Raw genomic sequence first — 23,928 nt, 5'->3', positions numbered from 1 at the left:
TGCGCGGGCGGACCCCGGGGAACCTCCGTATAAAGGGGCCAGTGGGACGCAGGCGGAGGGAGGCCCCGGGATGCACTGGAGCGAGCGGCGGCAGCCCCGCCCGCCCGGGGAGGACCACGGCCCCGTCCGGTACGGGCCGCCCGCCCCAGACCCCGGCCTCCCCGTCCTGCCCGAGCTCGCCGGCGTACTGGCCGCGTCGGCCGCGCGGACCCGCCCCGAGCCGCCCGGTGGCGGAACGATCCTGCGCGAGGCGGCCCGGGGCTACTGGGAGCGTCGGGGCCTCCACGGCGGCCCCGAGGGCATCGCGGCGGCCCCGGGTGCCCAGCCGCTCCTCCTCGCACTCATCGCGGCGCACGGCGGCGACGTGCTGATGCCCCGGCCCTGCCCCGCCACCTGGATGCCCCAGGCACGGCTGCTGGGACGGCCCGCCTACCACGTGCCCACGCCCGCCGAGTGCGGCGGCATCCCCGACCCGTACGCCCTGCTGGAGACCGTGCGCAGGGTGCGCGCCGAGGGCGGCAGGCCCCGGCTGCTCCTGATCTCCGTGGCCGACGACCCGACCGCGACCCTCGCCCCGCCGGAACTGGTCCGCGAGGCGTGCGAGGCCGCCGTCTCGGAAGGGCTGCACATCGTCAGCGACGAGACCTGGCGCGACACCCTCCACCGGCCCCACGACACCGTCCTCCTCAGCCCCGCCGAGATGTGCCCCGACGACGTCACCGTGCTCTCCGACCTGGCCGGGGCGCTCACCCCCTCCGCCTGGCCGGTGGCCGTCGCGCGCTTCCCGCCCACCGCGCGCGCCGCCGCGCGCCGCGCCCGGGTCCTCGACATCCTCACCGCGCTCGGCGCCCTCGTCGCGGAGCCGGTCGCCCGGGCCGCCGCCCACGCGCTGGGCGAACCCGAGGCCGTCACGGCCAGGATCCGGCAGGCGGCGCACCTCCAGTCCCACGTGGCCTCCGCCGCACACCGCGCCGTGCTCACCGCCGGCGCCCTCGCCAGGCCGCCGCAGGCCGGCCGCCACCTCTACGCCGATCTCGGACCGCTGCGCACCCGGCTGGCCGCCCGGGGCGTCACGGACTCCATGGAGCTGGAGGAATACCTGACGGAACGGCTCGGCGCCCCGGCTCCCGGCGGGCACCGGTTCGGGGACGAACTGGGAGCGCTGCGGGTGCGGCTGAGCACCGGACCGCTCCTCGGCTCAACCCCGGAGCAGCAGACGGAGTCCCTCACTGCGGTGGAGCCCTTGAAATTGCCCCATGTCGCCCGAGCACTGAGCATTTTCGCAGCAGCCCTCGATGAACTCCGATGACAGGAGCCTCTCGATGACGGAACAGACCGAGCGTCCGTTCGCCGGAGCCGGCCGCGCCCCCAGCCGTCCCGTCGACGCTCCGCGCCGCATCGGTGAGCTGCGGACCTGGCCCCGCAGCTTCGCCGACCGACTCACCGCGCCGCTCCCGGGTGTCAGGGGCATGACCCGTCTGGCCAGGGAGCGTGCCCTGCGGCCCAACGCCGAGGGACTCCGGGGCGTACACCGGCTGCCGTACGCCCCCCAGCCGCTCCCGGTCACGGACACCGGCACGACAGCGGTGACCTGGGCCGGACACGCCAGCTGGATCGTCCGCATCGGGGGGCTCACCGTCCTCACCGACCCCGTCTGGTCGCGGCGCATCCTGGGCACCCCCGCCAGGATCACCCCCGTCGGAGTCCCCTGGGAGGCACTGCCGCCCGTCGACGCGGTCCTCATCAGCCACAACCACTACGACCACCTGGACGCCCCCACGCTCCGCAGACTCCCGAGGGACACCCCGCTCCTCGTCCCCGCGGGTCTCGGCCGCTGGTGCCGGCGCCGCCGCTTCACCTGCGTCACCGAGCTCGACTGGTGGGAGTCGGTGGAACTGGGCGGAGTCCGGTTCGACTTCGTGCCCTCCCACCACTGGTCCAAGCGCACCCTCCTGGACACCTGCCGGTCCCTGTGGGGAGGCTGGGTGCTCGGCGACGCACAGGGACGGCGGCTCTACTTCGCGGGGGACACCGGCTACGGCCACTGGTTCAAGGAGATCGGCCTCCGCTATCCCGGCCTGGACCTCGCGATGCTGCCGATCGGGGCGTACGAACCGCGCTGGTGGCTCTCGGACGTCCACACCGACCCTGAGGAGGCCGTGCAGGCGTACGAGGACCTCGGGGCCCGCGCCATGGCCCCCATGCACTGGGCGACGTTCCTGCTCTCCGCCGAGCCGGTCCTCGAACCGCTCACCAGGCTCCGTACCGCCTGGCAGCGGGCCGGACACCCGCGCGCCGACCTCTGGGACCTGCCGGTCGGCGCCTCACGCGTCCTGGAAGCCTGACCGGTGCCCCGCCCGCCCACCGGAGACTCAGTCGGCCATCCGTGCCCGCAGCCGCTTCCAGAGCGCCGGCGTCCCGCTGATCAGCAGCGTCAGCACGACCGCCGCGAGCACGCCCTCCCAGGGCTCGGCGAACAGCGAACCGCCGAGGATCCCGATCAGCTGGTACGTCGCCGCCCAGGCCAGACACGCGGGTACGTCGCCACGGGCGAACTGGCGCAGCGGCATCTCACCGAGCAGACAGGCCAGCATCACCGGTATGCGGCCGGCCGGCACCAGCCGGGACAGGACCAGCACCATCGTGTCGTGCTCGTCCAGCTTCCGCTGCGCCTGCGCGAGCCGTTCCGGAGCGGCCCTGCTGGTGATCGCCTCCAGCCACTTCGAGCCGTTCTTGGACCGCACCCCGCGCTTCCCCAGCCAGTACAGGCATATGTCCCCGAGGAACGCCGCGGCCGACGCCACGGCGAACACCACGAGCAGCGCGAACGGTGACGTCTGGTGGAGCGTCACCACGGCCGCCGTACTCACCAGCGCCCCCGTGGGCACCACCGGCACCAGCGACCCCAGCGCCACGAGCAGGAACAGCGACGGATAGCCGACGGCCTGCTGCGTCGACTCCGTCGGCAGCTGCCCCAGCACTTCCTCTATCACCTACGGGCCTCCGGCCTCACATGCTCGCCGTGCCCCAGCCGGTGCACCGCCACTTCCGGTGCCACCCGCGCCGCCTGCCGCACGAACTCGTCGCCCGGCGCATGGAACTCGTGCGGCTTGACCCCGTCCATCCCGATCGGCCAGTACGTGCCGTAGTGCACCGGCACCGCGGACCGCGGCTCCAGCATGGTGAGCACCTGAGCGGCGCGGGCCGCGTCCAGATGGTGGTGGCCCAGATTGGGTCCCCAGCCGCCCACCGGAAGCAGCGCCACGTCCACCGGCCCCACCGCGTCGGCCATGCCCTCGAAGAGCCCGGTGTCCCCCGCGAAATAGGTGCGGGCCTCGCCCTCGACGACGTACCCGAGAGCGGGCACCCGGCGCGGGCCGACCGGCAGCCGGCGCCCGTCGTGCAGGGCCGGGACCGCCCGGACCAGGACCTCGCCGACCCGCACCACGTCCCCCGGCGCGACCTCGGAGATCCGCAGCCCGCGCGCCCGGCGCAGCAGCCGGAGGCCCGGGACGGCCCCCACGGCGCCACGGGGCACGATCAGCAGGCTGCCGGGGGCCAGGCGGGCCAGGGAGGGGAGATGCAGATGGTCGGAGTGCAGGTGGGAGATCAGGACGGCGTCGGCGACCGCGGCCTCCGGCGGCGGGACCTCGCCCCGGCGCCGGCGCAGATGCGCGAAGCGCCGTGCGAACAGAGGGTCGGTCAGCACCCGGACTCCGGTGTCCTCGATCGTGCAGGTGGCATGACCCCACCAGGTGACCTCCACCGCCCTGCCTCCTCGTTCCCGCCCCCGCCGGCTCCGTACTCGTACCCGTACGAGAGTAGGCGCTCCGCGCTCCTCCCACGCCGGAGTGCTCCTTCGCGCCCGGCCCGGCGTACCTGCGGGCGATTACGGAGGGCTACCGCAGGGGTAGGGTCATGGCCGGCATCGGAGCCCCGGAGAGGGCCCGGGGCCTGGGAAGATCCCGGAACGGCTATGACAGGCTTGATGCGGGCCCATGCCGAACAGGGGGCCCGGACGTGAGGTGGAACGGCGTGAGTGACGGGCGATGGCGCAGGGCGGGGGGAACCCTCATACGCGTGATCTCGGTGTGGGCCGTCTCCACCCTCACCATGCTGGCGCTGGCGGGGATCCTCCCGGACTTCCAGCTCCAGGCCGACGACGGGGACACCGTCACGAGGACCGCCTTCACCGCGGCCTGGGGCGCGGGCGCCTTCGGGCTGCTGTCCGCCCTGGTGTGGCCGGTGCTCGTCAGATCACTGCTCATCGTGCCCGCCCTGGTGCTGGGCGCCCTGGTCTTCTTCCTCAACGGCTCGCTGCTGCTGATCGCCCTGCGGCTCATCCCGGACGGACGCGGGGACGCCAACCCCGAGACCGCCGTCGTCGTGGCCGCCGTCATGTCGGCCGTCGCCTCCGCGACCTCCACGGCCCTCGCGGTCCGTGACGACGACGCCTACCGCCGCAGACTCTCCCGCCTCGCGGACCGGCGCCGCAGACGCAGCGGCGTGCCGCAGACCGCGGACGGCGGCCGTGGCGGCCCGCCCGGGATCGTGTTCGTCCAGCTCGACGGTGTGGGCCACGACGTACTCGAGCGGGCCGCGGCCGACGGACTCATGCCGACGGTGGCCGGTCTGCTCTCCGACGAGGCGGGCCACCGGCTCACCCCGTGGACCACGGACTGGTCGAGCCAGACCGGCGCCAGCCAGCTCGGCATCCTGCACGGCAGCAACTTCGACGTGCCGGCCTTCCGCTGGTTCGAGAAGGAGACCGGCACCGTCATGGTCTCCAGCAGACCGGCGAGCGCACTCGAACTGCAGCGCAGGGCCATCGCCCGCACCCACGACGGCGGCCTGCTGACCGTCGACGGCGCCAGCCGCGGCAACCTCTTCAGCGGCGGCGCGGACCAGCTCGCCCTGGTCCTGTCGATGGCAGCCAGGCTCGGCAAGGGGCGCCGCTCGCGCGCCGGCTACTTCGCCTACTTCTCCGATCCGGCCAACGCGGTCCGTACGGCCCTGTCCTTCGTCGCCGAGGTGGGCCGCGAGATCGGCCAGTCCGTCCGGGCACGGGTGCGGAAGGAGACCCCCAGGGTCAAGCGCGGCGGGCTCTACCCCTTCATCAGGGCCTTCGCGACCGTCGTGGAACGCGACGTGGTGGTCGCCGCGGTGATCGGCGACATGTTCGCGGGGCGCACCGCGGTCTACGCCGACCTGGTCGCCTACGACGAGGTGGCCCACCACTCCGGGCCGTTCAGCAGGGACGCGGAGAAGGTCCTGACGCGGCTCGACCGGTCGCTGGGGCTCATCCTCAAGATCGCCGACCACACCCCGCGCGACTACCGGATCGTGCTGCTGTCCGACCACGGCCAGAGCCCGGGGGAGACCTTCGCGGGACGCTACGGCCTCACACTCAAGGACCTCGTACGGGCCGGCTGCGGGCTGCCCGTGCCCCGCAGCGCTCAGCGCACCCGCAGTGCCTCCGAGGCCCGCGACGCCGTGCGCATCGCGCTGCACAGGCCGGTCGCCGGGGAGCAGGAGGCGGAGCACCCGGCCAAGACCTCCGACCCGGTGGTGCTCGCCTCCGGAAATCTCGGGCTGCTGTCGTTCCCGGACATCGAGGGGCGGGCCACGCGCGAGCAGCTCGACCGGCGCTACCCCGCACTGCTCGGCACGCTCGCCGCCCACCCGGGGATCGGCTTCCTGCTCGTGCGGAGCCAGAGGCACGGGTCGGTGGTGCTCGGGCCCGGCGGGGCGGAGGTCCCGGTGGCGGAGCTGACGGACGGGGAAGGTCCGCTGGCCGTCTTCGGGGCCGGTGCGGCGGACGCGGTGCGGCGGACCGACGGCTTCCCGCACGTCGCCGACGTCATGGTCAATTCGATGTACGACCCGGAGACCGGCCGCGTACACGCCTTCGAGGAGCAGATCGGCTCGCACGGCGGACTGGGCGGGGAACAGTCGCGGCCGTTCCTGCTGTGGCCGCGGACACTGACGGACCCCCTCGACGCCGTGGCGGCGGATGCTCTCCGGGGGGCGTCCCCGGCCGGTCCGGCGGGCGTTCCTCAGGCCGGTCCGGTGGGCGTTCCTCAGGCCGGTCCGGTGGGCGCGGAGGCGGTGCACCGGGTGCTGGCACGCTGGCTGAGGGAGCTGTCCGGGCCCCAGGTGCCGCTGCGGCAGGAGGGCTTCACCGGGGCGGTGCGGGTGGACGAACCGTTCCCGGACGGACAACCGCTGCCGGACGGACAACCGTTCCCGGTCGGACCGCGGTCGGAGGGACCGGCCGGCACGGGCGTCCCTGTCCGTGCCGATGCCCCGGACCCCGGCGACGCCGTCCCGGGCCCACGCGGGTGAGAGGCCCCGGGCCTCAGGCGGACTCGCGCCGCACCAGGGTCGGGTGGAAGACCACGGAGGGTGCGGGGCCGGCGCCCGGTTTGCCGATCTGCTTCAGGAGGAGCCGGGCCATCTCGGAGGCCATCTCCTCCACCGGCTGACGCACGGTCGTCAGCGGCGGATCGCACGCCACCGCCGCGTTGCTGTCGTCGAAACCCACCACCGCCACGTCCCCCGGCACATCCTTGCCCGCCCGGAGCAGCACGGGCAGGGCGCCCAGCGCCATCAGGTCCGAGGCGATGAACACAGCGTCCAGATCCGGCCGTTCACTCAGCAGCCGGCGCATCGCCGAAGCCCCGCCCGACTGGGTGAAGTCTCCCTCGGCGGTCACCACGTCCCCGATGCCGTGCTGCTCCAGCGCGTCCAGGAAGCCGGTCAGACGCACCTGCCCCGCCGGCATGTCCTGCGGGCCCGCCACCGTCCCGATACGCCGCCGGCCCAGGGCCGCCAGGTGGTCGGCCGCCATCTGGGCCCCCGCCCGCTGATCCGCCTCGACGTAGGTGAGCGGCGAGGGCCGCCGGGGCCGGCCGGCCAGCACGGCGGGCAGCCGGGTGTCGTGGAGCAGCCCGGGCAGCGGGTCGTCGGCGTGCGAGGAGATCAGCACCACCCCGTCGACGTGTCCCTGGCGGAGATACGACAGGAGCTGATTCCGGGACACCTCGTCGTCGGAGAGCATCAGCACCATCTGGATACCGGCGGGACGCAGCACGTCCATCAGCCCGCCGACCACGCGTCCGAAGTGCGGGTCGGAGAACATCCGGCCGATGAACGGCTCGGAGACCGGGCGCCGTTCACGCTCGGACACCACCAGGGCGATCGAATCGGTGCGCCGGGTCACCAGCGAACGTGCCGCACGGTTGGGGACGTAGCCCGTGGCGGACACCGCCTCCTCCACGACCCGCCGCAACGCCGGGTCCACCGTGGTCGCGCCGTTGATCACACGGGACACGGTCGCCCGGGAGACGCCCGCCACCGCGGCCACGTCCTCCAAGGTGGCGGGGCGTACGGGCGGCGATACGTCGGCAGTCATGCAGTCTTTATACAAGGTGATCCGACGGGCACGCGAAGGCTTCCGGCACGTCAGGGGGCGTGCTTGCCCGCGTCCAGCGCCGTCAGGGCGGTCAGTTGCGCCGCACGCGCGGTGATGAGCTCCCTGGCCCGCGCTTTGGCCTCCTCCCGGCCGCCCGCCGAAACCTCCGAGCGCGAGACCTGTTCCGACTGGCGCAGATGGTCGCGGATCTGCTCCACCAGCAGGCGGTCGAAGGCCGCCCCCTCGGCCGTACGGGCGTCCTCGAGGTCCTCGGCCGTCACCATGCCCGGCATGTCGTGGCCCTTGTGCAGGTCGGTGTCCGGCAGCCCCATCCGGTCCCGCAGCCCCCGCAGCGCCGCCAGTTCGGTGTTCTGGGCGGCCCGCAGGCGGGAGGCCCAGTCCCGCAGCCGGGGAACGGTGGCCTTCTCCGCCGCGAGGTCCAGCAGAATCAGGGCCTGCTGGTCCATCGGGATCATCAACTGGACCCAGGCGGAGTCGGTCGGGTCCGCGGAGGAGGCGGCACCGTCCGTCGTACGCGAGGGCACGGGCCGGGATTCCGGAGGCCGTACTCCGTCCCGGCCGCACGAGGTTAGGACGGCGAGCAGGAGAAGCAGCGCCGCGGTGCGACGAACCGGCATCGACAGGTGTTCCTTGCGCGAGGGGCGCCTGCCCGGGCCGCGTGGACCCGGACAGGCACCGGTGGACAGAGGACCCACGGCTGATCAGGGGGTGCCGTCGGCGCCGCACTTGATGATGGCGTTGATGCAGTCGCGCACCCGCTGCGCCATCTCGGCCTCGGGCCACACGTTGAAGAAGTCGCCGTGCATCGTGTAACCGCGCCCCGAGGCCAGCCGGAGCCGCGCCGGGTCACCGTTGACCGGATAGCGCAGGACCTGGCGCAGCTTGGGCACCGGGACCGGGTGGGTCGACGGGCAGGCACCGCCCACCGGATAGGCCATGTGGCTCTTGTGGTCGGGGGAGTCGAGGTCGGTGCCGTTCCAGCACTGGGGGAAGTCGAGGTAACTCTCCAGCATCGAGCCCGCCGGGCAGTTGACGAAGTCGTGGGAAGGGTTGACCTCACCGTGGTGCAGACACGACCAGCGCGAGATGGTGTTGTCGTCGGGGCCGGTCGCCTTCGCGTTGCCCGCGACGATCCGCAGGCCCCGGGGGAACGGCTTGATCGTACGGATGATGTCGTCCCGCACCCCCTCGCCCAGGTAGTAGAAGGTGGTGCCGGTGGGCTCCACCTCCTTGTCGCCGTCGTAGAGCGTGGGGACCCAGTACGAGGACAGGTCGGTCGTGGGTGAGCAGCTGGTGCGGCCCTTCTCCAGCGAGGCCAGGTCGGAATGGGCGTTGGTGGTGTCGTTGCCGAAGAAGCTGTGCATGTGCGAGGCGCCGGGGAGGTTGGGCAGCACGATCGGATCGTCGGGAGCGCGGTGGGTGTAGGGGCATTCCGCGAGGAACTCGGCGACCCGGACGACGTCGGCCGCGGCCTTCGGCCCGGGCTGTGCGGTCCGGTCACCGGCCGCGTTTCCCGCGGTGGCCTGGACGAGGGACAGGGCCAGGGCGGCGGCGGCCAGCCCCGCGATCCGGTAGCGCCACGGCGGGAGGGTTCCGCGTCCGCGGCGTCCGGGCTTACGTCTGCTGAGGAAGAGCACGGCACTCCAGTTCCGAGAAGTGGGGGGCCTCCGACCGGTTGTCCGGCCGAGGAGAGAGCGCTCTCTCATGGAACGTAGAAGTGTGATGCAAGCATGTCAAGACTTCGCGTGGAGGCCTCAAATTCCTGCCGCTTAAACGGAGTTGCTGGAATCGATCATGGGAGAGCGCTCTCTCGGCGATGGCTCCAGGTGGTGGCCGGAGGGCGTTGTCAGTGGTGGGCGGCAGGATGGTGGTCATGACGACGAACTCAGTCGGTGTGCTCGCCGACACCGCCGCCTACGCGGCCGCTGTGGAAGAAGCCGAGCGTGCCGCCGCCGCGTATTACGCCACAGGTGAGAGCACGCTCGACGACGACGCGTACGACCGCCTGGTGCGCGGGATCGCGGCCTACGAGGAGGAGCACCCGCAGGAGGTGCTGGACGCCTCGCCGACCGGGAAGGTCGCGGGCGGGGCGGCCTCGGGGGACGTGCCGCACACCGTTCCGATGCTCTCGCTGGACAATGTCTTCTCCGCCGAGCAGTTCGTCACGTGGACCGCCTCCGTGGAGCGGCGTATAGGCAGGTGTGTCGCCGCCTGGAGCGTGGAGCCGAAGCTCGACGGTCTCGCGGTCGCCGCACGCTACCGACGGGGCCGCCTCGACCGGTTGATCACCCGAGGCGACGGGACGGCCGGGGAGGACGTCTCGCACGCGATCGGTACGGTGCTCGGCCTGCCCGAGCGGCTCGGGGCTCCCGTCACCCTGGAGGTGCGCGGCGAGATCCTCATGACCGACGAGCAGTTCGAGCAGGCCAACACCGTGCGCACGGAGCACGGAGCCGCTCCCTTCGCCAACCCTCGCAACGGGGCGGCGGGCACCCTGCGGGCGAAGGACCGTCCGTACCGCGTGGAGATGACCTTCTTCGCGTACGGCGCGCTCGCGCTGGCCGAGTCCGGCGAGCTGACCGCCACCCTGGCCGAACTCCCGCACAGCGAGGTCCTGGAGTACGTCGCGGGGCTCGGCGTGCACACGGCCGCGGACACCGCGGTCGCCCCGCGCACCGTCACCACGGTCGAGGAGGTGCAGGCCGGGGTCGAGGACATCGCGGCCCTGCGCGCGTCCCTGCCGTTCGGGATCGACGGCATCGTGATCAAGGCGGACCTGGCGGCCGACCAGCGCGACGCGGGATCGGGCACGCGGGCGCCGCGCTGGGCCATCGCCTACAAGCTCCCGGCGGTGGAGAAGGTCACCCGGCTGCTGGGCGTCGAATGGAACGTCGGCAGGACCGGCATCATCGCGCCCCGTGCGGTGCTGGAGCCCGTCGAGATCGACGGATCCACCGTCAGCTACGCCACACTGCACAACCCGGCCGACATCACGCGCCGTGATCTGCGCCTGGGCGACCACGTGATGGTCTACAAGGCGGGCGACATCATCCCCCGTATCGAGGCCCCGGTCGCACATCTGCGGTCGGGTGAGGAGAAGCCGGTCGAGTTCCCCGAGGTGTGCCCCCGGTGCGGGTCGGAGATCGACATGAGCGAGCAGCGCTGGCGCTGCGTCCGGGGCCGCGACTGCCGCCTGGTCGCCTCCATCTCCTACGCGGCGGGCCGTGACCAGCTCGACATCGAGGGGCTCGGCGCGACACGGGTCGTCCAGCTCGTCGACGCCGGCCTCGTCCAGGACTTCGCCGATCTCTTCACGCTGGAGCGGGACCAGCTGCTCTCGCTGGAGCGGATGGGGGAGACCTCCACCGACAATCTGCTGGCGGCCATCGAGACGGCCAGGACCCGTCCGCTGTCCCGCGTCTTCTGCGCCCTCGGTGTGCGGGGCACGGGCCGCTCCATGTCCCGCCGGATCGCCCGCTACTTCGCCTCGATGGACCGGATCGTCGCTGCGGACGCCGAGGCGTTGCAGCAGGTCGACGGAATCGGCAAGGAGAAGGCCGCGGCTGTCGTCACGGAGCTCGCCGAGCTGGCCCCGCTGATCGGCAAGCTGGTGGCCGCGGACGTCAACATGACCGAACCCGGTGCGACTCCTCCGCCGGAGCCCGGTGCCGAGCCGGAGGACGGAGCCGAGGACCGGGCGGCGGCCGGCCTGCCGCTCACCGGGATGACGGTCGTGGTCACCGGAGCCATGACCGGAGCGCTTGAGAAGCTCTCGCGCAATCAGATGAACGAGCTGATCGAGCGGGCCGGCGGGAAGTCCTCCTCCAGTGTCTCCAAGCGGACCAGCCTGCTGGTCGCCGGCGAGAAGGCGGGGTCCAAGCGGACCAAGGCCGAGGATCTGGGAGTCCGGATAGCCGCGCCCGAGGAGTTCGCCGAGCTGGTCGAGAGCTACCTCGCCCCGGAGGCGTGAAAGGTACACGCGGATCCCTGCCTTGGAATGCTCAAGAGAGTGGCGTTTCCATGCCTTGTATTGCATAGTGAGGGCTCGATCATGCCTCGCTATCGGCGGTCGGCGAGTCAGGCGGGGCGGCAGACCTGAGGGTGAGGGCCCGATGCGTTCTTCGCGTGACGGACGGCGGCGCGGCCGGCCGGTCCTCCGGCAGCGGGTCGCAGGCGCGGCGCACCGTCCCGGTCCCGTCAGGGGATTGGCCATCGACCTGGGAAGCTCCGGGGCCCGTGCCTGGGTCCCGGGGCGGGGCCTTGTCGCCGGTGGACCGGCCGGGTGGGAGGACCATGCCGGCCGGCCGGTCCGGCGGGGGCGCATCGTCGACGCGGCGTCCTGCGCCGAACTGCTGGGCCGCCTCACCGACACCGCGCTCGGCGACCACCGGCAGGACAGCGTGATCGTGCTGAGCCACCCGGTCCTGGCCGGACGGGAACACCGCACGGCTGGCGGGGGAACTCCTCGCCGCTCTGGGCGCGTCCGGGACGCTGGTCCTGAACAGCGCCAGCGCCGTGGCCGCGTCCGCCGGCCTGTCGGGCAGCGGTCCCGTGCTGGTCGTCGACATGGGTGCCGAGCTGACCGAAGTCGCCCTGCTCGTGGACGGAAGGGTCGTCGACGCCCGCCAGGCCGATGTGGGACTCAGCGATCTCGAACCGCGGACGCCGGCGGAGGAACTCGTCCGCGGCGTCCTCGATATGATCACGTCCATGTGGCGTGAGGACCAGCACGGCGCGGTGCGCGGAGCGTTGCGCCGTGGGCCCGTGCTCACCGGTGGCGGAGCGCTCCGCCACGACGTCACCGATCTGATCGCGGGCTGCCTCGGTGCGCCGGTGCGCATCGCCCCCGACCCGTCTACCGCCGTCGTGCGGGGCGCCGCACTGATCCTGGACTCCGTGCCGGCCCGCTCCGCTGCGGGCGCGGTGTCCCTCCGTCCGGTCCGGCTGAGGTGAGCCCCCTCCCGGGGGCACCCCGGGGGAACGCGCCCCCGAGGGCGCCGCACGGCACGCGACCGCATGACGCGCGGACACCGGACCCCCGGCCGCATGACGCGCGGACACCGGACCCCCGGCCGCATGGCGCGCGGACACCGGGCCCAGGGCCGCACGCCACGCGGACACCGGGCCCACGCCCGCACAGCACGCGAGGTATCAACCCGCGGCCGCGCGGTCCAGCACCCCACGAGGCGCGGCACCTTCTCGCCGCGCTGCTCCTCACCGTCCTGACCCTTCTCGGTGGCGCGCCGGCCGCCGCCGGAACCACACTTCCCGCGCCCTCCGACCCCGCCGCGCATGCCGTCCCCGGCGCCGCGTACGCCGCCACCCCGGCCGCGCACATCGCCGATCGCGCCGTCGGTCCGGTGCCGCGTGCGGGCGCCGACCGCCCCCACGCCCCGCACCACGTCCCCCCGCCCGGCCACGGCGCCCTGCCACCGCGCCCGCAGGGCCTCCCCCTGCCTCGGGGCATCGCGCCGGGAGCACTGGGCGCGGGTCCCTTCATCGTCGTAAGAGCGGGGGCGGCGCTTCCCGGTGTGCGGGGTCCTCCAGGGGTGACGGCCGGTCAGCCGGCCCTCCGCCGGTCCTGTTCCACAGACCCGTCGCCGCGCCCTCCCCTCTGAGGCCAGGGCGGACGACGCCCACTCAAGGGGACTCCCATGACTCGCGCCACCACGGTGCGAGCGGTTCTGGCTGCCGCCGTTCTGCTCGTCTCCGTGTTCATCACGCTGACCATGTCACCCAGACTCGGCCTCGACCTCCAGGGCGGCACCCGCATGGTGCTGCAGGCCAAGGACTCCGGCACCGCGAAGGCGGACCGGGAGAGCACCGATCGCACCCTGGAGGTACTGCGGCAGCGCATCGACTCACTCGGCGTCGCCGAACCGGTTCTGACCCGCTCGGGCGAGGACAGGATCATCGTCGAACTGCCCGACGTCCAGGACCCGCGCCAGGCCTCCGAGGTCATCGGCAGAACCGCCCAGCTCAGCTTCCACGCCGTCCAGGGCCCCGGGACCCAGGAGCAGAAGGACGCGGAGGCCGACGCGGCCGGGGACGGGCCGACACTCCCCGACGAACAGGGCGGACTCCTCGATCTCGGCCCCGCGCAGCTCTCCGGCGCCGGAGTCGAGGACGCCACCGCGGACTTCGACGCCCAGCAGGGCACGGGCTGGAGCGTCTCGCTCGACTTCCACAAGGACGCGGGCAGGAAATGGACCGGTCTCACCGGGGAAGCCGCGTGCAACCCGGCCCAGGACGAACGGCGCCGCGTCGCGATCGTCCTCGACGGGAAGGTCATCTCCTCGCCGCAGGTCGACCCGTCGGTCGGCTGCAAGGTGGGACTGCCCTCCGGGTCCACCCAGATCACCGGCTCCTTCAGCGCCGGCGAGGCACGCGACCTCGCCCTGCTCATCAAGGGCGGCGCACTCCCCGTTCCCGTGGAGATCGTCGAGCAGCGGACCGTCGGCCCGACCCTCGGGGCCGCGGCCGTCGACGCCAGCGCGCAGGCCGCCCTCATCGGCGCCGCGGCGACGGCGCTCTTCATCACCTTCGTGTACCGGCTGTTCGGTGCGCTCGCCGCGCTCGCCCTCGCCGCCTACGGAGTGATCTCGTACGCGGCGCTCGTGGTCCTCGGCGTCACCCTGACCCTGCCGGGACTCGCCGGCTTCGTCCTCGCCATCGGAATGGCGGTCGATGCCAACGTCCTCGTCTTCGAACGGGCACGGGAGGAGTACGCGGAGCGGCGGAACGGTTCGCTGCGCTCCGCGCTGAGCTCCGGATTCCGTAACGCCTGGAGCGCCGTCGCCGACTCCAACGTCACCACGTTGATCGCCGCCGGCCTCCTCTTCCTCCTCGGCTCGGGACCGGTCAAGGGCTTCGGAGTCACCCTCGCCATCGGTGTCCTGGTCTCCATGTTCTCCGCGCTCGTCATCGCCCGGGCGCTCACCGAGATCGCGGCCGGATCCCGGTTCGTCGGTGACTACGCGGGCGTCAACGGCATCGCACGGCCCGGCCGTGTACGCGCCTGGCTGAACGCCCGCGACCCCCAGCTGTTCAGGGCTCCACGCCGCTGGCTGATGATGTCCGCCGCGCTCGTCCTCGTCGCCGTGACCGGCATCCTCGTGCGCGGAGTCGATCTGGGGGTCGAATTCACCGGCGGACGGCTGGTGGAGTACTCCACCAGCCGGCCCGTCGACGTCGAGACCGCCCGCGACACGATCGCCGCCGCGGGATTCGCCGACGCCGAGGTCACCACGGCGGGGGAGCACGACCTCTCCGTGCGCACCGGGAAACTGGACAACGACGGGGAGCACGCCCTGCGGACCGCGCTCGCCGGGGAGGGCGGCGAGACCACGAAGGTGCGCGACGAGCTGATCGGCCCCAGCCTGGGGGACGAACTGCGGCGCAACGCCCTGATCGCCCTGGGCGTGGCCGTGCTCGTACAACTCGCCTACCTCGCGGCCCGTTTCCGCTGGACGTTCGCCGTGGCGTCGGTCGGGGCCCTGGTCCACGACGTCGTCGTCCTGGTCGGAGCCTTCGCCTGGCTCGGCCGTCCCGTCGACGGGATCTTCCTGGCCGCCCTGCTCACCGTCATCGGTTACTCCGTCAACGACTCCGTGGTGGTGTTCGACCGGGTACGGGAGCTCTGGGCCAGGAACCGGCGCACCCCCGTTGCCGACGTGGCCAACCGTGCCGTCCTGCAGACCGTCCCACGCACCGTCAACACGGGGACGGGCGCCCTGTTCATCCTGGCCGCCCTCGCGGTGCTGGGCGGTGACTCGCTGGCGGACTTCGCGCTCGCCCTTCTCATCGGCATCTGCGTGGGGACGTACTCCTCGGTGATGACCGCCGTCCCCGGAGCGCTCCTCCTGGAGAGGAGCAGCAAGGCCCCACCGCCCGCCCGCAAACGAACACCTGGGCGCGGGAAGACGGCCGGGAAGACGACGGGCAAGCCACGCCGGGACCCCGCCGACAACGGGGCACGCGTCTAGGACCTCCCGTCATGGCGGGCCGGGCGGGGCGCATGCCGTCCCGCCCGGCGCGTACGCAGGGGGGTGAGCGCCGGGCCGGGGCACAATCCTGACCACGTCGAGTGATCGGAGTGTGCCCCTCATGCCCCTCGTGCTGCGTGAGGCCCGGGACACGCTCGTACCCGACATGCGAGGCCCGCACGGTCCGCTGCCGCCGGTGTTGCTCGTCCTGACCGTGCTCACCGGGCTGGTCGACGCGTTCAGCTATCTGCTCCTCGGGCATGTCTTCGTCGCCAACATGACGGGCAACGTCGTCTTCATGGGCTTCGCCCTCGCAGGCGCGGCGGGCTTCTCGACGCTCGCCTCGATCGTGGCTCTCGTGTCGTTCGGGGCCGGGGCACTGGCCGGCGGCGTCACCGTCCACCGGGCGAGGGCGCACCGGGGCCGGCAGTTGCGGCACGCGCTCCTCGTCGAGACCGTCTTCGTCACCGCCGCGATGACGGTCACGCTGGTGTCGGGCCGGCCGTACACCGGGGGAGTCCGTTTCACCCTCATCGTCCTGCTCGCCCTCGGCCTCGGCGTGCAGAACGCCGCGGTCCGGGCGCTCGCCGTACCCGACCTCACCACCACCGTGCTGACCCGCACCCTCACCGGCGCCGTGGCCGACAGCCGGTTTGCCAAGGGGCCCGGCAGCCGGGCGGGGCGCCGGCTCCTGTCCGCCGCCGCCCTGCTGGCCGGCGCGTTCCTCGGTGCTCTGCTCCTGCTGAACGGGCACCCGTCGCTGCCGCTGGTCCTCGCCGTGGCCCTCTTGGCCGCCCTGAGCACGGCGGCGACTCTGCTGGCCCGGAGCGACGCGCCCTGGACACGCCCGCGCGACGGAGGGTGAAGGGGACCACGGCCGGCAGCGGAGCCCCGCCCCGTGTCAGGCGCGACAGCCGGCGCGCCCGGACCGTAACGTCACAGGTACCGTCGACCGCACCCGTACGCCCAGGAGCCGCCGAATGCCCGCTGAACCACTGTCCGCAGACGACATCGAGGCCGGCCTGCGCGAGTTGCCCGGCTGGCAGCTGGAGGGGGACCGGATCACCCGTACCTACCGGCTTCCCTCCCACTTCGCCGCCGCCGGGCTGACCGTCCACGTCGCCCAGATCCAGGACGAGCTGAACCACCACTCGGACCTGACGCTCGGATACAACACGGTGGCGCTCGCCGTGCACACCCATGACGCGGGGGGCGCCGTCACACGCAAGGACCTCGCGCTGGCCGCCCGGGTGGAGGCGGTCGCCGCCGGGCACGGCGCGGAGTAGGCAGGTCTCGTCACGGAGCGGGGCCGAAGCGGGGGTGGGCGGCCAGCCAGTTCGCGTAACTGTCGCTGCGCCGCACGGCCTGCGCGTACGCCGCACGCGTGTGCCCGCCCACCGCGGCGGCCGCGGCGCTCGCGGCGGGCGACCGCGGGTGCCGGCCCAGCAGATGACGCCAGCTCAGCGGCGAACCCGCGAGGGGCCGGGTCACCAGGCCCGGGGTCGGCGGGAACGTGGCGCGGCACAGCCCGATGGCCCGGCCCACCTGGACCAGATGGACCACGGACGCGGTGTCCGTCTCGTACACCGACGCCGGGGTGAAGCCGGCCCGCGCGCACGCGGCGGTGAAGCAGTCGGCGAAGCATCCGTCGCCGGGCACGTCGGCCCAGCATTCGTCCGCCAGCGCCGAGAGTTCGAGCTCCTGCCGGTCCGCCAGCGGGTGGCTCTCCGGAAGCATGACGAACACCGGATCGACGCCGATGACCTGCCAGACCAGTCGGTCCGCCATCGGCGGAGGGCTCTCCCCGCAGGCGCCGATCAGGGCGAAGTCCAGCCTGCCGTCGATCAGCAGCGAGGCGATCTCCGCCACCGACCACGAGGTGTACGTGGACACGGGCGCCGCCGGGTGCGCGGCGGCGAGCCGGTCGACCAGGCCGCCGAGCAGCGGGCCGTGCGTGCCGCCGAGCCGGAAGCGCTCCACGGTGGCCGAGGCGTTGGCGAACCGCACCGCCTCCTCCTGGAGTCCGCTCACCGCGGGCAGCACCACCCGCGCGCGTTCCAGCACCAGTTCGCCGAGCAGGGTGGGCCGCGCGCCCGTGTGGTCGCGGTCGAAGAGCGGTCCGCCGAGCGCCTTCTCGATCCGCCGCAACTGCGCGCTGAGCGCGGGCTGCGCGAGCCCGAGAGCCGCCGCGGCCTTGGTGAGGCTGCCGGTGTCGGCTATCGCCCGTACGGTGCGCAGATGACGTAACTCCAGCTCCATGGACGCACGTTATGGCCGCGGGCATCCACCGGCAATACGTGGAGCGTGCTCCAGGTCCGTAGTCACGAGGCGATGGCCCGGCTCCGTAAGCCGTTCCGGCCCTCGGAGTGCCGGAGCGCGTCGACGACCAGGTCGAGGCTCTCCGCGACGGCCGCCGTGATCCGTTCCCGCGCCGCGGGCGTGGCGATGCTGCCCGACGCCCGGCCCGTGCGCAGTGCGGCCGACATGCCCCGCTTGACCTGGAGGAACGCCGCGTACCGGTCCATCCACGCGCGGAGCGTGGCTTCGGGAGGCAGTTCGGTGAGCAGGGCGGGCGCGCTGGAGACCACCTCGCCAAGCTCCGCCGAGTAGAGGGCCCCCTTAGGGTGGCGTCGTGCTGGATTACGACACGGAAGCCGCCCGATACGACAGGACCCGTGGTGGGGAGCCCCGGGCCGGGGCCGCCGCGGGGGCCGTCCTCGGACTGCTGCCACCGTCCGTCCGTACGCTGCTGGACATCGGCTGCGGGACGGGGCTGGTCACCCGGTGGATCTCCCAGAGTCGCCCGGCGCTCCGGGTGTTCGGCGTGGACGCCTCGTACGGGATGGCGCTGCTGGCCCGGCAGCGGATCGGGGCGGTCGCACTCGCCGACGTACGGCAACTGCCCCTGCGCACCGCCTCGGTCGACGCGGTCAGCGCCGTGTGGCTGCTGCACCTGCTGCGCGGTGACGGTCCCGTCCGCGAGGTGGTGGCCGAGGCGGCCCGGGTGCTGCGGCCCGGCGGGGTGTTCGTCGCCACGGTCGACAAGGACGCCGGGCACGACGTGGGCAGCGACATCGACGCGGTGCTCGCCCCCTACCGCAGCTCGCAACCGGCCGACGCGGCGGACCTGGTCACCGGTCACGCGCGGTCCTGCGGCCTGGAGCCGGCGGGCGAGGCCGGCTTCACGGGACACGGGCAGGGGCGCTCGCCCACGAGCACCGCGCGAGCGGTGCTGCGGGGCGACTACGCTTCGCGACGTGCGCTGCCCGGAACGGCGGCCACCCGGCTCGCGGCCGAACTCACCGCGCTGCCCGACCCGGACCGTCCGCGGGCCGACCCCGACTACCGGCTGCTGGCGTTCCGGGCGCGCGGCTGACGAGTAGCCGGCCCGGACCGCCGTCGCCGGTGCCTGGACGGCGGCTTCACAGGCAGCCGCAGCCTTCGGCGTGGAGCAGCAGGAACGCCGCCGTCGCCGCGACCGGAGTGAAACCGGCTGCGGCCACGGCGGTCCAGCCTCGTCGGCGGCGGCCCTTCACCGGATCGCGAAAGGTTCCCCAGGCGCCGTGGGCGAGGAACAGGCCGAGCAGTCCGGCACCCGCGACGGTCAGTGGTGGGCTGAAGGACCAGCTCAGGTAGGCGATCAGAACCAGTCCGGCGAGCAGGGCGCAGGCCAGCAGGCCGAGGATCGCCTCGGCGACGGCTTCCCCGATCGTCTCCGCCAGGAACTCGCCGACGCTCTTCGCCGCTCTGCGGATCCTCACGGCGCTCCTCCGTCCTCACGGGCGAGGAGGCCCTGCATGGGGCCCGGGGTGGAGGACCCGTGAACGGCCGGAACGGTTGCCCGGGAACACCTTCCGGTGCGGTGAGCGCCGCCGGCCGTGGAGGCAGGACCTTCCGGTCATCCTGCCGGCCCCGCTCCCGCCCCGCCCCCGCCGTCCCGCGCCGACGCCGTGCTGCCGCGCTCGATCAGCCGGGGAAGCGGGACCTGTACGGTGCGGGCCGGGCCGCCGTCGAGCAGTACGGTCAACTCCCTTGCCGCGAGCCGGCCGAACGCGACCGGGTCCCGGGAGAGCGCCGTCAGCCATGGTGCGGTCAGCCGGCAGAGTGCCGAGTCCTCCCACGACACCACCGAGACGTCGTCGGGGACCGCGAGGCCGAGGCCCGTGGCGACAGCGGAACCCGCCGCGGCCATCACATCGTTGTCGTAGATCAGGGCCGTCGGCGGCACCGGCTGCTCCAGCACCTTCCTGGTGACCGCCGCTCCCTCGATGTCGGAGTAGTCCGTGGTCACCGAGTGCGCCTCGGCCAGGCCGCGCCGGTCGGCCTCGATCCGCAGGGACTCGATGCGCCGGTCGGTGTGGGCGAGGCTGGACAGTCCCGCGATGTGCACGATGCGGCGGTGCCCCAGCTCGTGCAGACGGCCGACGACCGCCGCCATGGCGCCCGCGTCGTCCGCGCGGATCTGTGAGAGCCCCGGGTGCGGACCCGTGTCACCGCCGGGCAGCGTGCCGATGACGACGGCGCGCAGGCCCAGTTCGTCCAGCAGGTCCGCACGCGGATCGTCCGTACGCGGGTCGACCATCAGCACGCCGTCGACCCGGTGCTCGGCCCACCAGCGCCTGTAGACCGCACACTCGGCGGCGACGTCCTCCACCACCTGGAAGAGCAGGCCGAGTTGGCGCTCGGCGAGCACCTCCTGGATTCCGGAGATCAGCTGCAGGAAGAACGAGTCCACGCCCAGGTTGGCCGCCGGACGTGCCACGACCAGACCCACGGTGGCCGACCCCTCCCCGGACAGTGCCCGCGCGGCTGTACTCGGCCGCCAGCCCAGCTGTTCGGCTACGCGCCGGATCCGGTCCCGGGTGATCTCCGAGACACCCGGACGGCCGTTGAGCGCGAACGAGACGGCGCTCTCCGACACGCCGGCGCGCTGCGCGATGTCCTTCATGGTCGGCCGGCGTGCCGGTGTGCGTCTGGCCGGTGAGATGTCCTCGGCCGACGGCCCCTTCGGTATCACCCGGTGCCTCTTTCCCGCGTTCCCCGTGGTCCCCAAGTGAGGTCGGCGTCTTCGCCCGGCCCCGGGGCAGTGTAAGCCTTGCCGAGGGCTGGGTCGAGGGAAGCCGACGGACAACTAATGCGCTTGAGTTGCGGGAGTCTAATGCGCTTTAGTGCGCAACGGGCACTGGGGCTCCATGGTCGTCTGACCTGCATGTATCCCGAAAAATTCGTTCAGTTTTCGATGAATGTATTGACTTTCCCTCAGGTGCCTTGCAGTCTCAGCCGAGCGAAGGCGGCCGACGGGTTCACCCATCCGCTTGCCTTCGCATGCCTGGTCCGAGCAAAGGAGCCGTTCACCGTGCGCATCTCCCGCAGAGCAGCCGCCGCTGCCGTCGTACTCGCCACAGTCCTGCCGTTGAGCGCCTGCGGGGGCGGCTCCGGAGCGGGCTCCACCGACGCGTCGGGCAAGGTCGAAGGGAAGATCACCTTCCAGACCTGGAACCTGCAGGCGAACTTCAAGGACTACTTCAACGGTGTGATCGCCGACTTCGAGAAGAAGTATCCCGGCACCGAGGTCAAGTGGGTCGACCGTCCGGGCGAGGGTTACGCGGACAAGATCAGCGCCGACGCCGCCGGCGGCACCCTGCCGGACGTCGTGAACGTCTCGCCCGACCTGGTGGCGCCCTTGGCCGAGGCGGGAATCGCCCTCGACCTCGACAAAGCGGCGTCGAAGTACCGCGAGGAGTACCTGCCGGAGGCGTGGGCCAGTCACCAGGTCCCGGGTACGGAAGGCACGTTCGCCTTCCCCTGGTATCTCAACACCGGGCCGATGTTCTACAACAAGCGGCTGCTGGAGAAGGCCGGGCTCGACGCGGCGAAGCCGCCGTCCACCTACGACGAGGTCTTCTCCGCCGGGCTGAAGCTGGCCGAGGCGAGTGACGGGAAGGTCGCGGCCCTCGCGAACGTGCCCACCATCGAGGACTTCGGCCGCTACGGCGGCGGGCTGATGAACGACGAAGGCACCGGCTTCACCTTCAACGATGCCAAGGGCGTCGAACTCCTCACGAAGTACAAGCAGTTGTACGACGCGAAGGCGCTCGACCCGCAGGCGCTGACCGCGACACCCGAGTCCTCGGGGCACAAGTTCCTCACCGAGTCCGTGGCGATGAACCCCGGCAGCGCGCTGGACCTGGCCAACTTCAAGAAGCAGGCCCCTGGGCTCTACAAGAACATCGGCATCACCGACCAGGTCAGCAACACCGGCAAGGCCAACATGTACGTCATGGGGCTCATGGTGAACGCGCAGACCCAGCAGAAGCCCGCCTCCGTGGCCTTCGCCCACTACGTCACCGACGCGACCCGGCAGATGCGGTTCGCGAAGCAGGTCGCCATCTTCCCGAGCACCGCGGGATCCCTCGACGATCCCTACTTCACCGAGGAGGACGGCACGGACGAGACCCGCGTCCGGATAGCCGCGGCCAAGTCGTTGAAGACGGCCGTCAATTACACGCCGGTGCTGTTCAGCGAGCAGATGAAGACCGAGCTCCGCAACCAGATCGCCAAGGCGCTCCAGGGGAAGCAGAGCCCCGAGCAAGCTCTTGACAACGCTGTCAAGGCCTGTGACCGGCTCCTGCAGCAGAGCTGAGACCTGATGAAGACCCCTGTCACCCCCTCCGCCACCACGCGCGCGACGGCCGGCGGCGTCCCCGGGCCTCGTACGGCCCCGGGGGCGGCCCCCGGCGGCGGCCGGCCGGTCCGCCGGATCAGCCGCCATCTCCCGCTGAGCCCCTGGCTGTTCGCGGCACCCGGACTGCTGGTCGTCGGCGCCTTCAGCCTGTACCCGTTCTTCAGCACCCTGGTCAACGCCTTCACCGACCGCCGGACGCTGGTGCCCGGCACATTCGTCGGCCTGGACAACTTCCAGGAGCTGTTGCACGACGAGATGTTCTGGATCGGCCTCCGCAACAGCACGCTCTACGTCCTCGGCGTCGTGCCCGCGCTCGTGATCCTCCCGCTGCTGCTCGCGATGCTCGTCCAGCGGCACATCCCGGGCATCTCGTTCTTCCGCTCCGCCTTCTACACCCCCGTCGTGGCGTCCATCGTGGTCGTCGGGCTGATCTGGGTGTGGATGCTCGACGACCGCGGGCTGATCAACTCCCTGCTGGAGGCGGTCGGCATCGGCAAGGTCGGCTTCCTCAGCGACCAGTGGCTGCTCCTGCTGAGCGCGATGACGGTCACGGTCTGGAAGGGCCTCGGCTACTACATGATCATCTACCTCGCGGCCCTGGCGAACGTGCCACGGGAGCTGCACGAGGCCGCGGCCGTGGACGGCGCCGGAGCGGTACGCCGCTTCTTCACCGTCACCGTTCCCGCCGTCCGCTCGACCATGGTGCTGGTCGCGGCGCTCGCCTCGGTCTCGGCCTTCAAGGTCTTCTCCGAGGTCTACCTGATGGCCGGACCCTCGGGCGGCCCGGCCGGCGAGGACACCACGCTGGTGATGCTGGTCCAGCGGGTCGGCACCGGCCTGACCGGACGCGTCGGTTACGCCTCCGCGATCTCCGTCGTCATCTTCGTCGTCACCGTCGGGCTGATGCTGCTGGTGCTCCGCGCCGACCGCAAGGAGGACACGTGAGCATCCTGAGGACCACCGACGCCGAGGGCCGCCGCATCCCGGTCTGGCAGCTCGTCCTGCGCTACGTCCTGCTGCTCCTCGTGCTGGCCCTGACCGTCGGGCCGTTCCTGTGGCAGCTCTCGACCTCGCTCAAGGGGCCGGGCGAGGACATCTTCAGTTCCCCGCCGAAGTTCTTCCCCAGCGACCCGACGCTGGACAACTACACCCGGGTCGCCGACACCATCCCGGTCTGGGAGTACGCGCTGAACTCCCTGAAGGTCGCCTCCGCCAACGTGGTGACCAACTGCGTGGGCGCCGCCCTGGCCGGCTACGCGCTGGCCAGGCTGCGCTACCGGGGGCGCCGGGCCGCGACCCTGGCGTTCATCCTCGCCATGCTGGTCCCCGTGGAGGGCATCATCATCGCCCAGTTCACCACCATGCGTGATCTCGGCCTGAACAACACCCTGCTCGGGGTGCTCCTGCCGGGCTCCATCGGAGCGATGAACGTCCTGCTGATGCGCAACGCCTTCCTGAACCTCCCGCAGGAGGTGGAGGAGGCCGCGTACGTCGACGGAGCCAACGTCTGGCAGCGCTTCCTGCGGATCGCCCTGCCCTCGGTCAAGGGCACCCTCGCCGTCGTCGCGATCTTCGCCTTCATGGGCGCCTGGGACGACTTCCTGTGGCCGCTGATCGTGCTCAGCGACCCGGAGAACTTCACCCTGACCATCGGACTGAACTACCTGCACGGCACGTTCGCCAACGACGAACGGCTCGTCGCGGCGGGCACGATCATCGCCGTGGCCCCGCTCATCGCGCTCTTCGCCTGTCTGCAGCGCTTCTTCTTCCGGGGAGTCGGCGAAGGCGCCGTCAAGGGCTGACCGTCCACCGCCCCCCACCAC

Annotated in this window: 20 protein-coding genes and 1 pseudogene; 12 read left to right on the top strand and 9 right to left on the bottom strand. The window is 72.3% G+C overall.

Annotated features, from left to right (window positions below):
- Positions 1–70 precede the first annotated feature (70 nt).
- Positions 71–1,309, top strand: a complete 1,239-nt coding sequence (locus ACIP63_RS24010) for an aminotransferase class I/II-fold pyridoxal phosphate-dependent enzyme (protein WP_401519020.1) — start codon at positions 71–73, stop codon at positions 1,307–1,309.
- 13 nt (positions 1,310–1,322) lie between these two features.
- On the top strand, positions 1,323–2,345 hold the full coding sequence (locus ACIP63_RS24005; protein WP_401519018.1) for an MBL fold metallo-hydrolase: 1,023 nt from the start codon (positions 1,323–1,325) through the stop codon (positions 2,343–2,345).
- Between the two features lie 27 nt (positions 2,346–2,372).
- Here the strand turns inward: ACIP63_RS24005 and ACIP63_RS24000 are convergent, their stop codons facing one another.
- Positions 2,373–2,993, bottom strand: coding sequence for a DedA family protein (locus tag ACIP63_RS24000; protein WP_401519015.1), 621 nt, complete (start codon positions 2,991–2,993; stop codon positions 2,373–2,375).
- The gene (locus ACIP63_RS23995) at positions 2,990–3,766 is read right to left on the bottom strand and encodes an MBL fold metallo-hydrolase (RefSeq protein ID WP_401519014.1); all 777 of its coding nucleotides are present in this window, start codon (positions 3,764–3,766) and stop codon (positions 2,990–2,992) included. Before ACIP63_RS23995 ends, ACIP63_RS24000 begins: the two co-directional genes overlap by 4 nt.
- A 269-nt stretch (positions 3,767–4,035) precedes the next feature.
- Here ACIP63_RS23995 and ACIP63_RS23990 point away from each other — a divergent pair, with 269 nt between their 5' ends.
- Entirely contained in the window at positions 4,036–6,345 is a 2,310-nt protein-coding gene (locus ACIP63_RS23990; protein WP_401519013.1) for a phage holin family protein, read from the top strand.
- Between the two features lie 13 nt (positions 6,346–6,358).
- On the opposite strand, the gene ACIP63_RS23985 is transcribed toward ACIP63_RS23990, so the two are convergent.
- The 3 genes from ACIP63_RS23985 to ACIP63_RS23975 form a co-directional block, all read right to left on the bottom strand.
- Complete coding sequence (locus ACIP63_RS23985; RefSeq protein ID WP_401519010.1) at positions 6,359–7,414, bottom strand: LacI family DNA-binding transcriptional regulator; 1,056 nt, start codon at positions 7,412–7,414, stop codon at positions 6,359–6,361.
- Positions 7,415–7,464: 50 nt separating this feature from the next.
- Positions 7,465–8,052, bottom strand: coding sequence for a DUF305 domain-containing protein (locus tag ACIP63_RS23980; RefSeq protein ID WP_401519009.1), 588 nt, complete (start codon positions 8,050–8,052; stop codon positions 7,465–7,467).
- An 84-nt stretch (positions 8,053–8,136) separates the two neighbouring features.
- Complete coding sequence (locus ACIP63_RS23975; protein WP_401519006.1) at positions 8,137–9,072, bottom strand: DUF1996 domain-containing protein; 936 nt, start codon at positions 9,070–9,072, stop codon at positions 8,137–8,139.
- Positions 9,073–9,308: 236 nt separating this feature from the next.
- Here ACIP63_RS23975 and ligA point away from each other — a divergent pair, with 236 nt between their 5' ends.
- The 5 genes and pseudogenes from ligA to ACIP63_RS23950 all read left to right on the top strand — a co-directional run bounded on the left by ligA (position 9,309) and on the right by ACIP63_RS23950 (position 16,706).
- On the top strand, positions 9,309–11,405 hold the full coding sequence (ligA, locus tag ACIP63_RS23970; RefSeq protein WP_401519003.1) for an NAD-dependent DNA ligase LigA: 2,097 nt from the start codon (positions 9,309–9,311) through the stop codon (positions 11,403–11,405).
- Positions 11,406–11,547: 142 nt separating this feature from the next.
- A pseudogene (locus ACIP63_RS23965) lies at positions 11,548–12,388 on the top strand (rod shape-determining protein).
- Positions 12,389–13,089: 701 nt separating this feature from the next.
- Positions 13,090–15,420: a protein translocase subunit SecD gene (gene secD, locus ACIP63_RS23960; protein WP_401519000.1), complete on the top strand. Its 2,331-nt coding sequence runs from the start codon at positions 13,090–13,092 to the stop codon at positions 15,418–15,420.
- A gap of 121 nt (positions 15,421–15,541) precedes the next feature.
- On the top strand, positions 15,542–16,285 hold the full coding sequence (locus ACIP63_RS23955) for a YoaK family protein (protein WP_401518998.1): 744 nt from the start codon (positions 15,542–15,544) through the stop codon (positions 16,283–16,285).
- Between the two features lie 115 nt (positions 16,286–16,400).
- Positions 16,401–16,706, top strand: a complete 306-nt coding sequence (locus ACIP63_RS23950) for a 4a-hydroxytetrahydrobiopterin dehydratase (RefSeq protein ID WP_401518996.1) — start codon at positions 16,401–16,403, stop codon at positions 16,704–16,706.
- Between the two features lie 10 nt (positions 16,707–16,716).
- Here the strand turns inward: ACIP63_RS23950 and ACIP63_RS23945 are convergent, their stop codons facing one another.
- Complete coding sequence (locus ACIP63_RS23945) at positions 16,717–17,679, bottom strand: LysR substrate-binding domain-containing protein (RefSeq protein ID WP_401518993.1); 963 nt, start codon at positions 17,677–17,679, stop codon at positions 16,717–16,719.
- A gap of 62 nt (positions 17,680–17,741) precedes the next feature.
- Positions 17,742–18,008, bottom strand: coding sequence for a hypothetical protein (locus ACIP63_RS23940; protein ID WP_401518992.1), 267 nt, complete (start codon positions 18,006–18,008; stop codon positions 17,742–17,744).
- A 44-nt stretch (positions 18,009–18,052) separates the two neighbouring features.
- Between ACIP63_RS23940 and ACIP63_RS23935 the strand changes: the two genes are divergently transcribed.
- Entirely contained in the window at positions 18,053–18,796 is a 744-nt protein-coding gene (locus ACIP63_RS23935; RefSeq protein WP_401518989.1) for a class I SAM-dependent methyltransferase, read from the top strand.
- 46 nt (positions 18,797–18,842) lie between these two features.
- On the opposite strand, the gene ACIP63_RS23930 is transcribed toward ACIP63_RS23935, so the two are convergent.
- Positions 18,843–19,181 carry a lysine transporter LysE gene (locus ACIP63_RS23930; protein WP_401518987.1) on the bottom strand — a complete coding sequence of 113 codons (339 nt, stop codon included), beginning with the start codon at positions 19,179–19,181 and terminating at the stop codon, positions 18,843–18,845.
- Positions 19,182–19,318: 137 nt separating this feature from the next.
- Complete coding sequence (locus ACIP63_RS23925) at positions 19,319–20,368, bottom strand: LacI family DNA-binding transcriptional regulator (protein ID WP_401518985.1); 1,050 nt, start codon at positions 20,366–20,368, stop codon at positions 19,319–19,321.
- Between the two features lie 408 nt (positions 20,369–20,776).
- On the opposite strand from ACIP63_RS23925, the gene ACIP63_RS23920 reads away from it, so the two are divergent.
- From ACIP63_RS23920 to ACIP63_RS23910, 3 genes are read left to right on the top strand one after another with little or no spacing between them, the layout of a single operon-like run.
- Complete coding sequence (locus ACIP63_RS23920) at positions 20,777–22,063, top strand: ABC transporter substrate-binding protein (RefSeq protein ID WP_401518982.1); 1,287 nt, start codon at positions 20,777–20,779, stop codon at positions 22,061–22,063.
- A gap of 6 nt (positions 22,064–22,069) precedes the next feature.
- The gene (locus ACIP63_RS23915; RefSeq protein WP_401518980.1) at positions 22,070–23,050 is read left to right on the top strand and encodes a carbohydrate ABC transporter permease; all 981 of its coding nucleotides are present in this window, start codon (positions 22,070–22,072) and stop codon (positions 23,048–23,050) included.
- Positions 23,047–23,907, top strand: a complete 861-nt coding sequence (locus ACIP63_RS23910; RefSeq protein WP_401518978.1) for a carbohydrate ABC transporter permease — start codon at positions 23,047–23,049, stop codon at positions 23,905–23,907. The genes ACIP63_RS23915 and ACIP63_RS23910 overlap by 4 nt, the downstream gene beginning before the upstream one ends.
- Positions 23,908–23,928: the final 21 nt, after the last annotated feature.

Source organism: Streptomyces sp. NPDC088746, assembly GCF_044751065.1.
Taxonomy (GTDB): Bacteria; Actinomycetota; Actinomycetes; order Streptomycetales; family Streptomycetaceae; genus Streptomyces.
The sequence above is the reverse complement of the archived record's forward strand: the minus strand, read 5'-3'. Positions and strand labels throughout refer to the sequence as shown.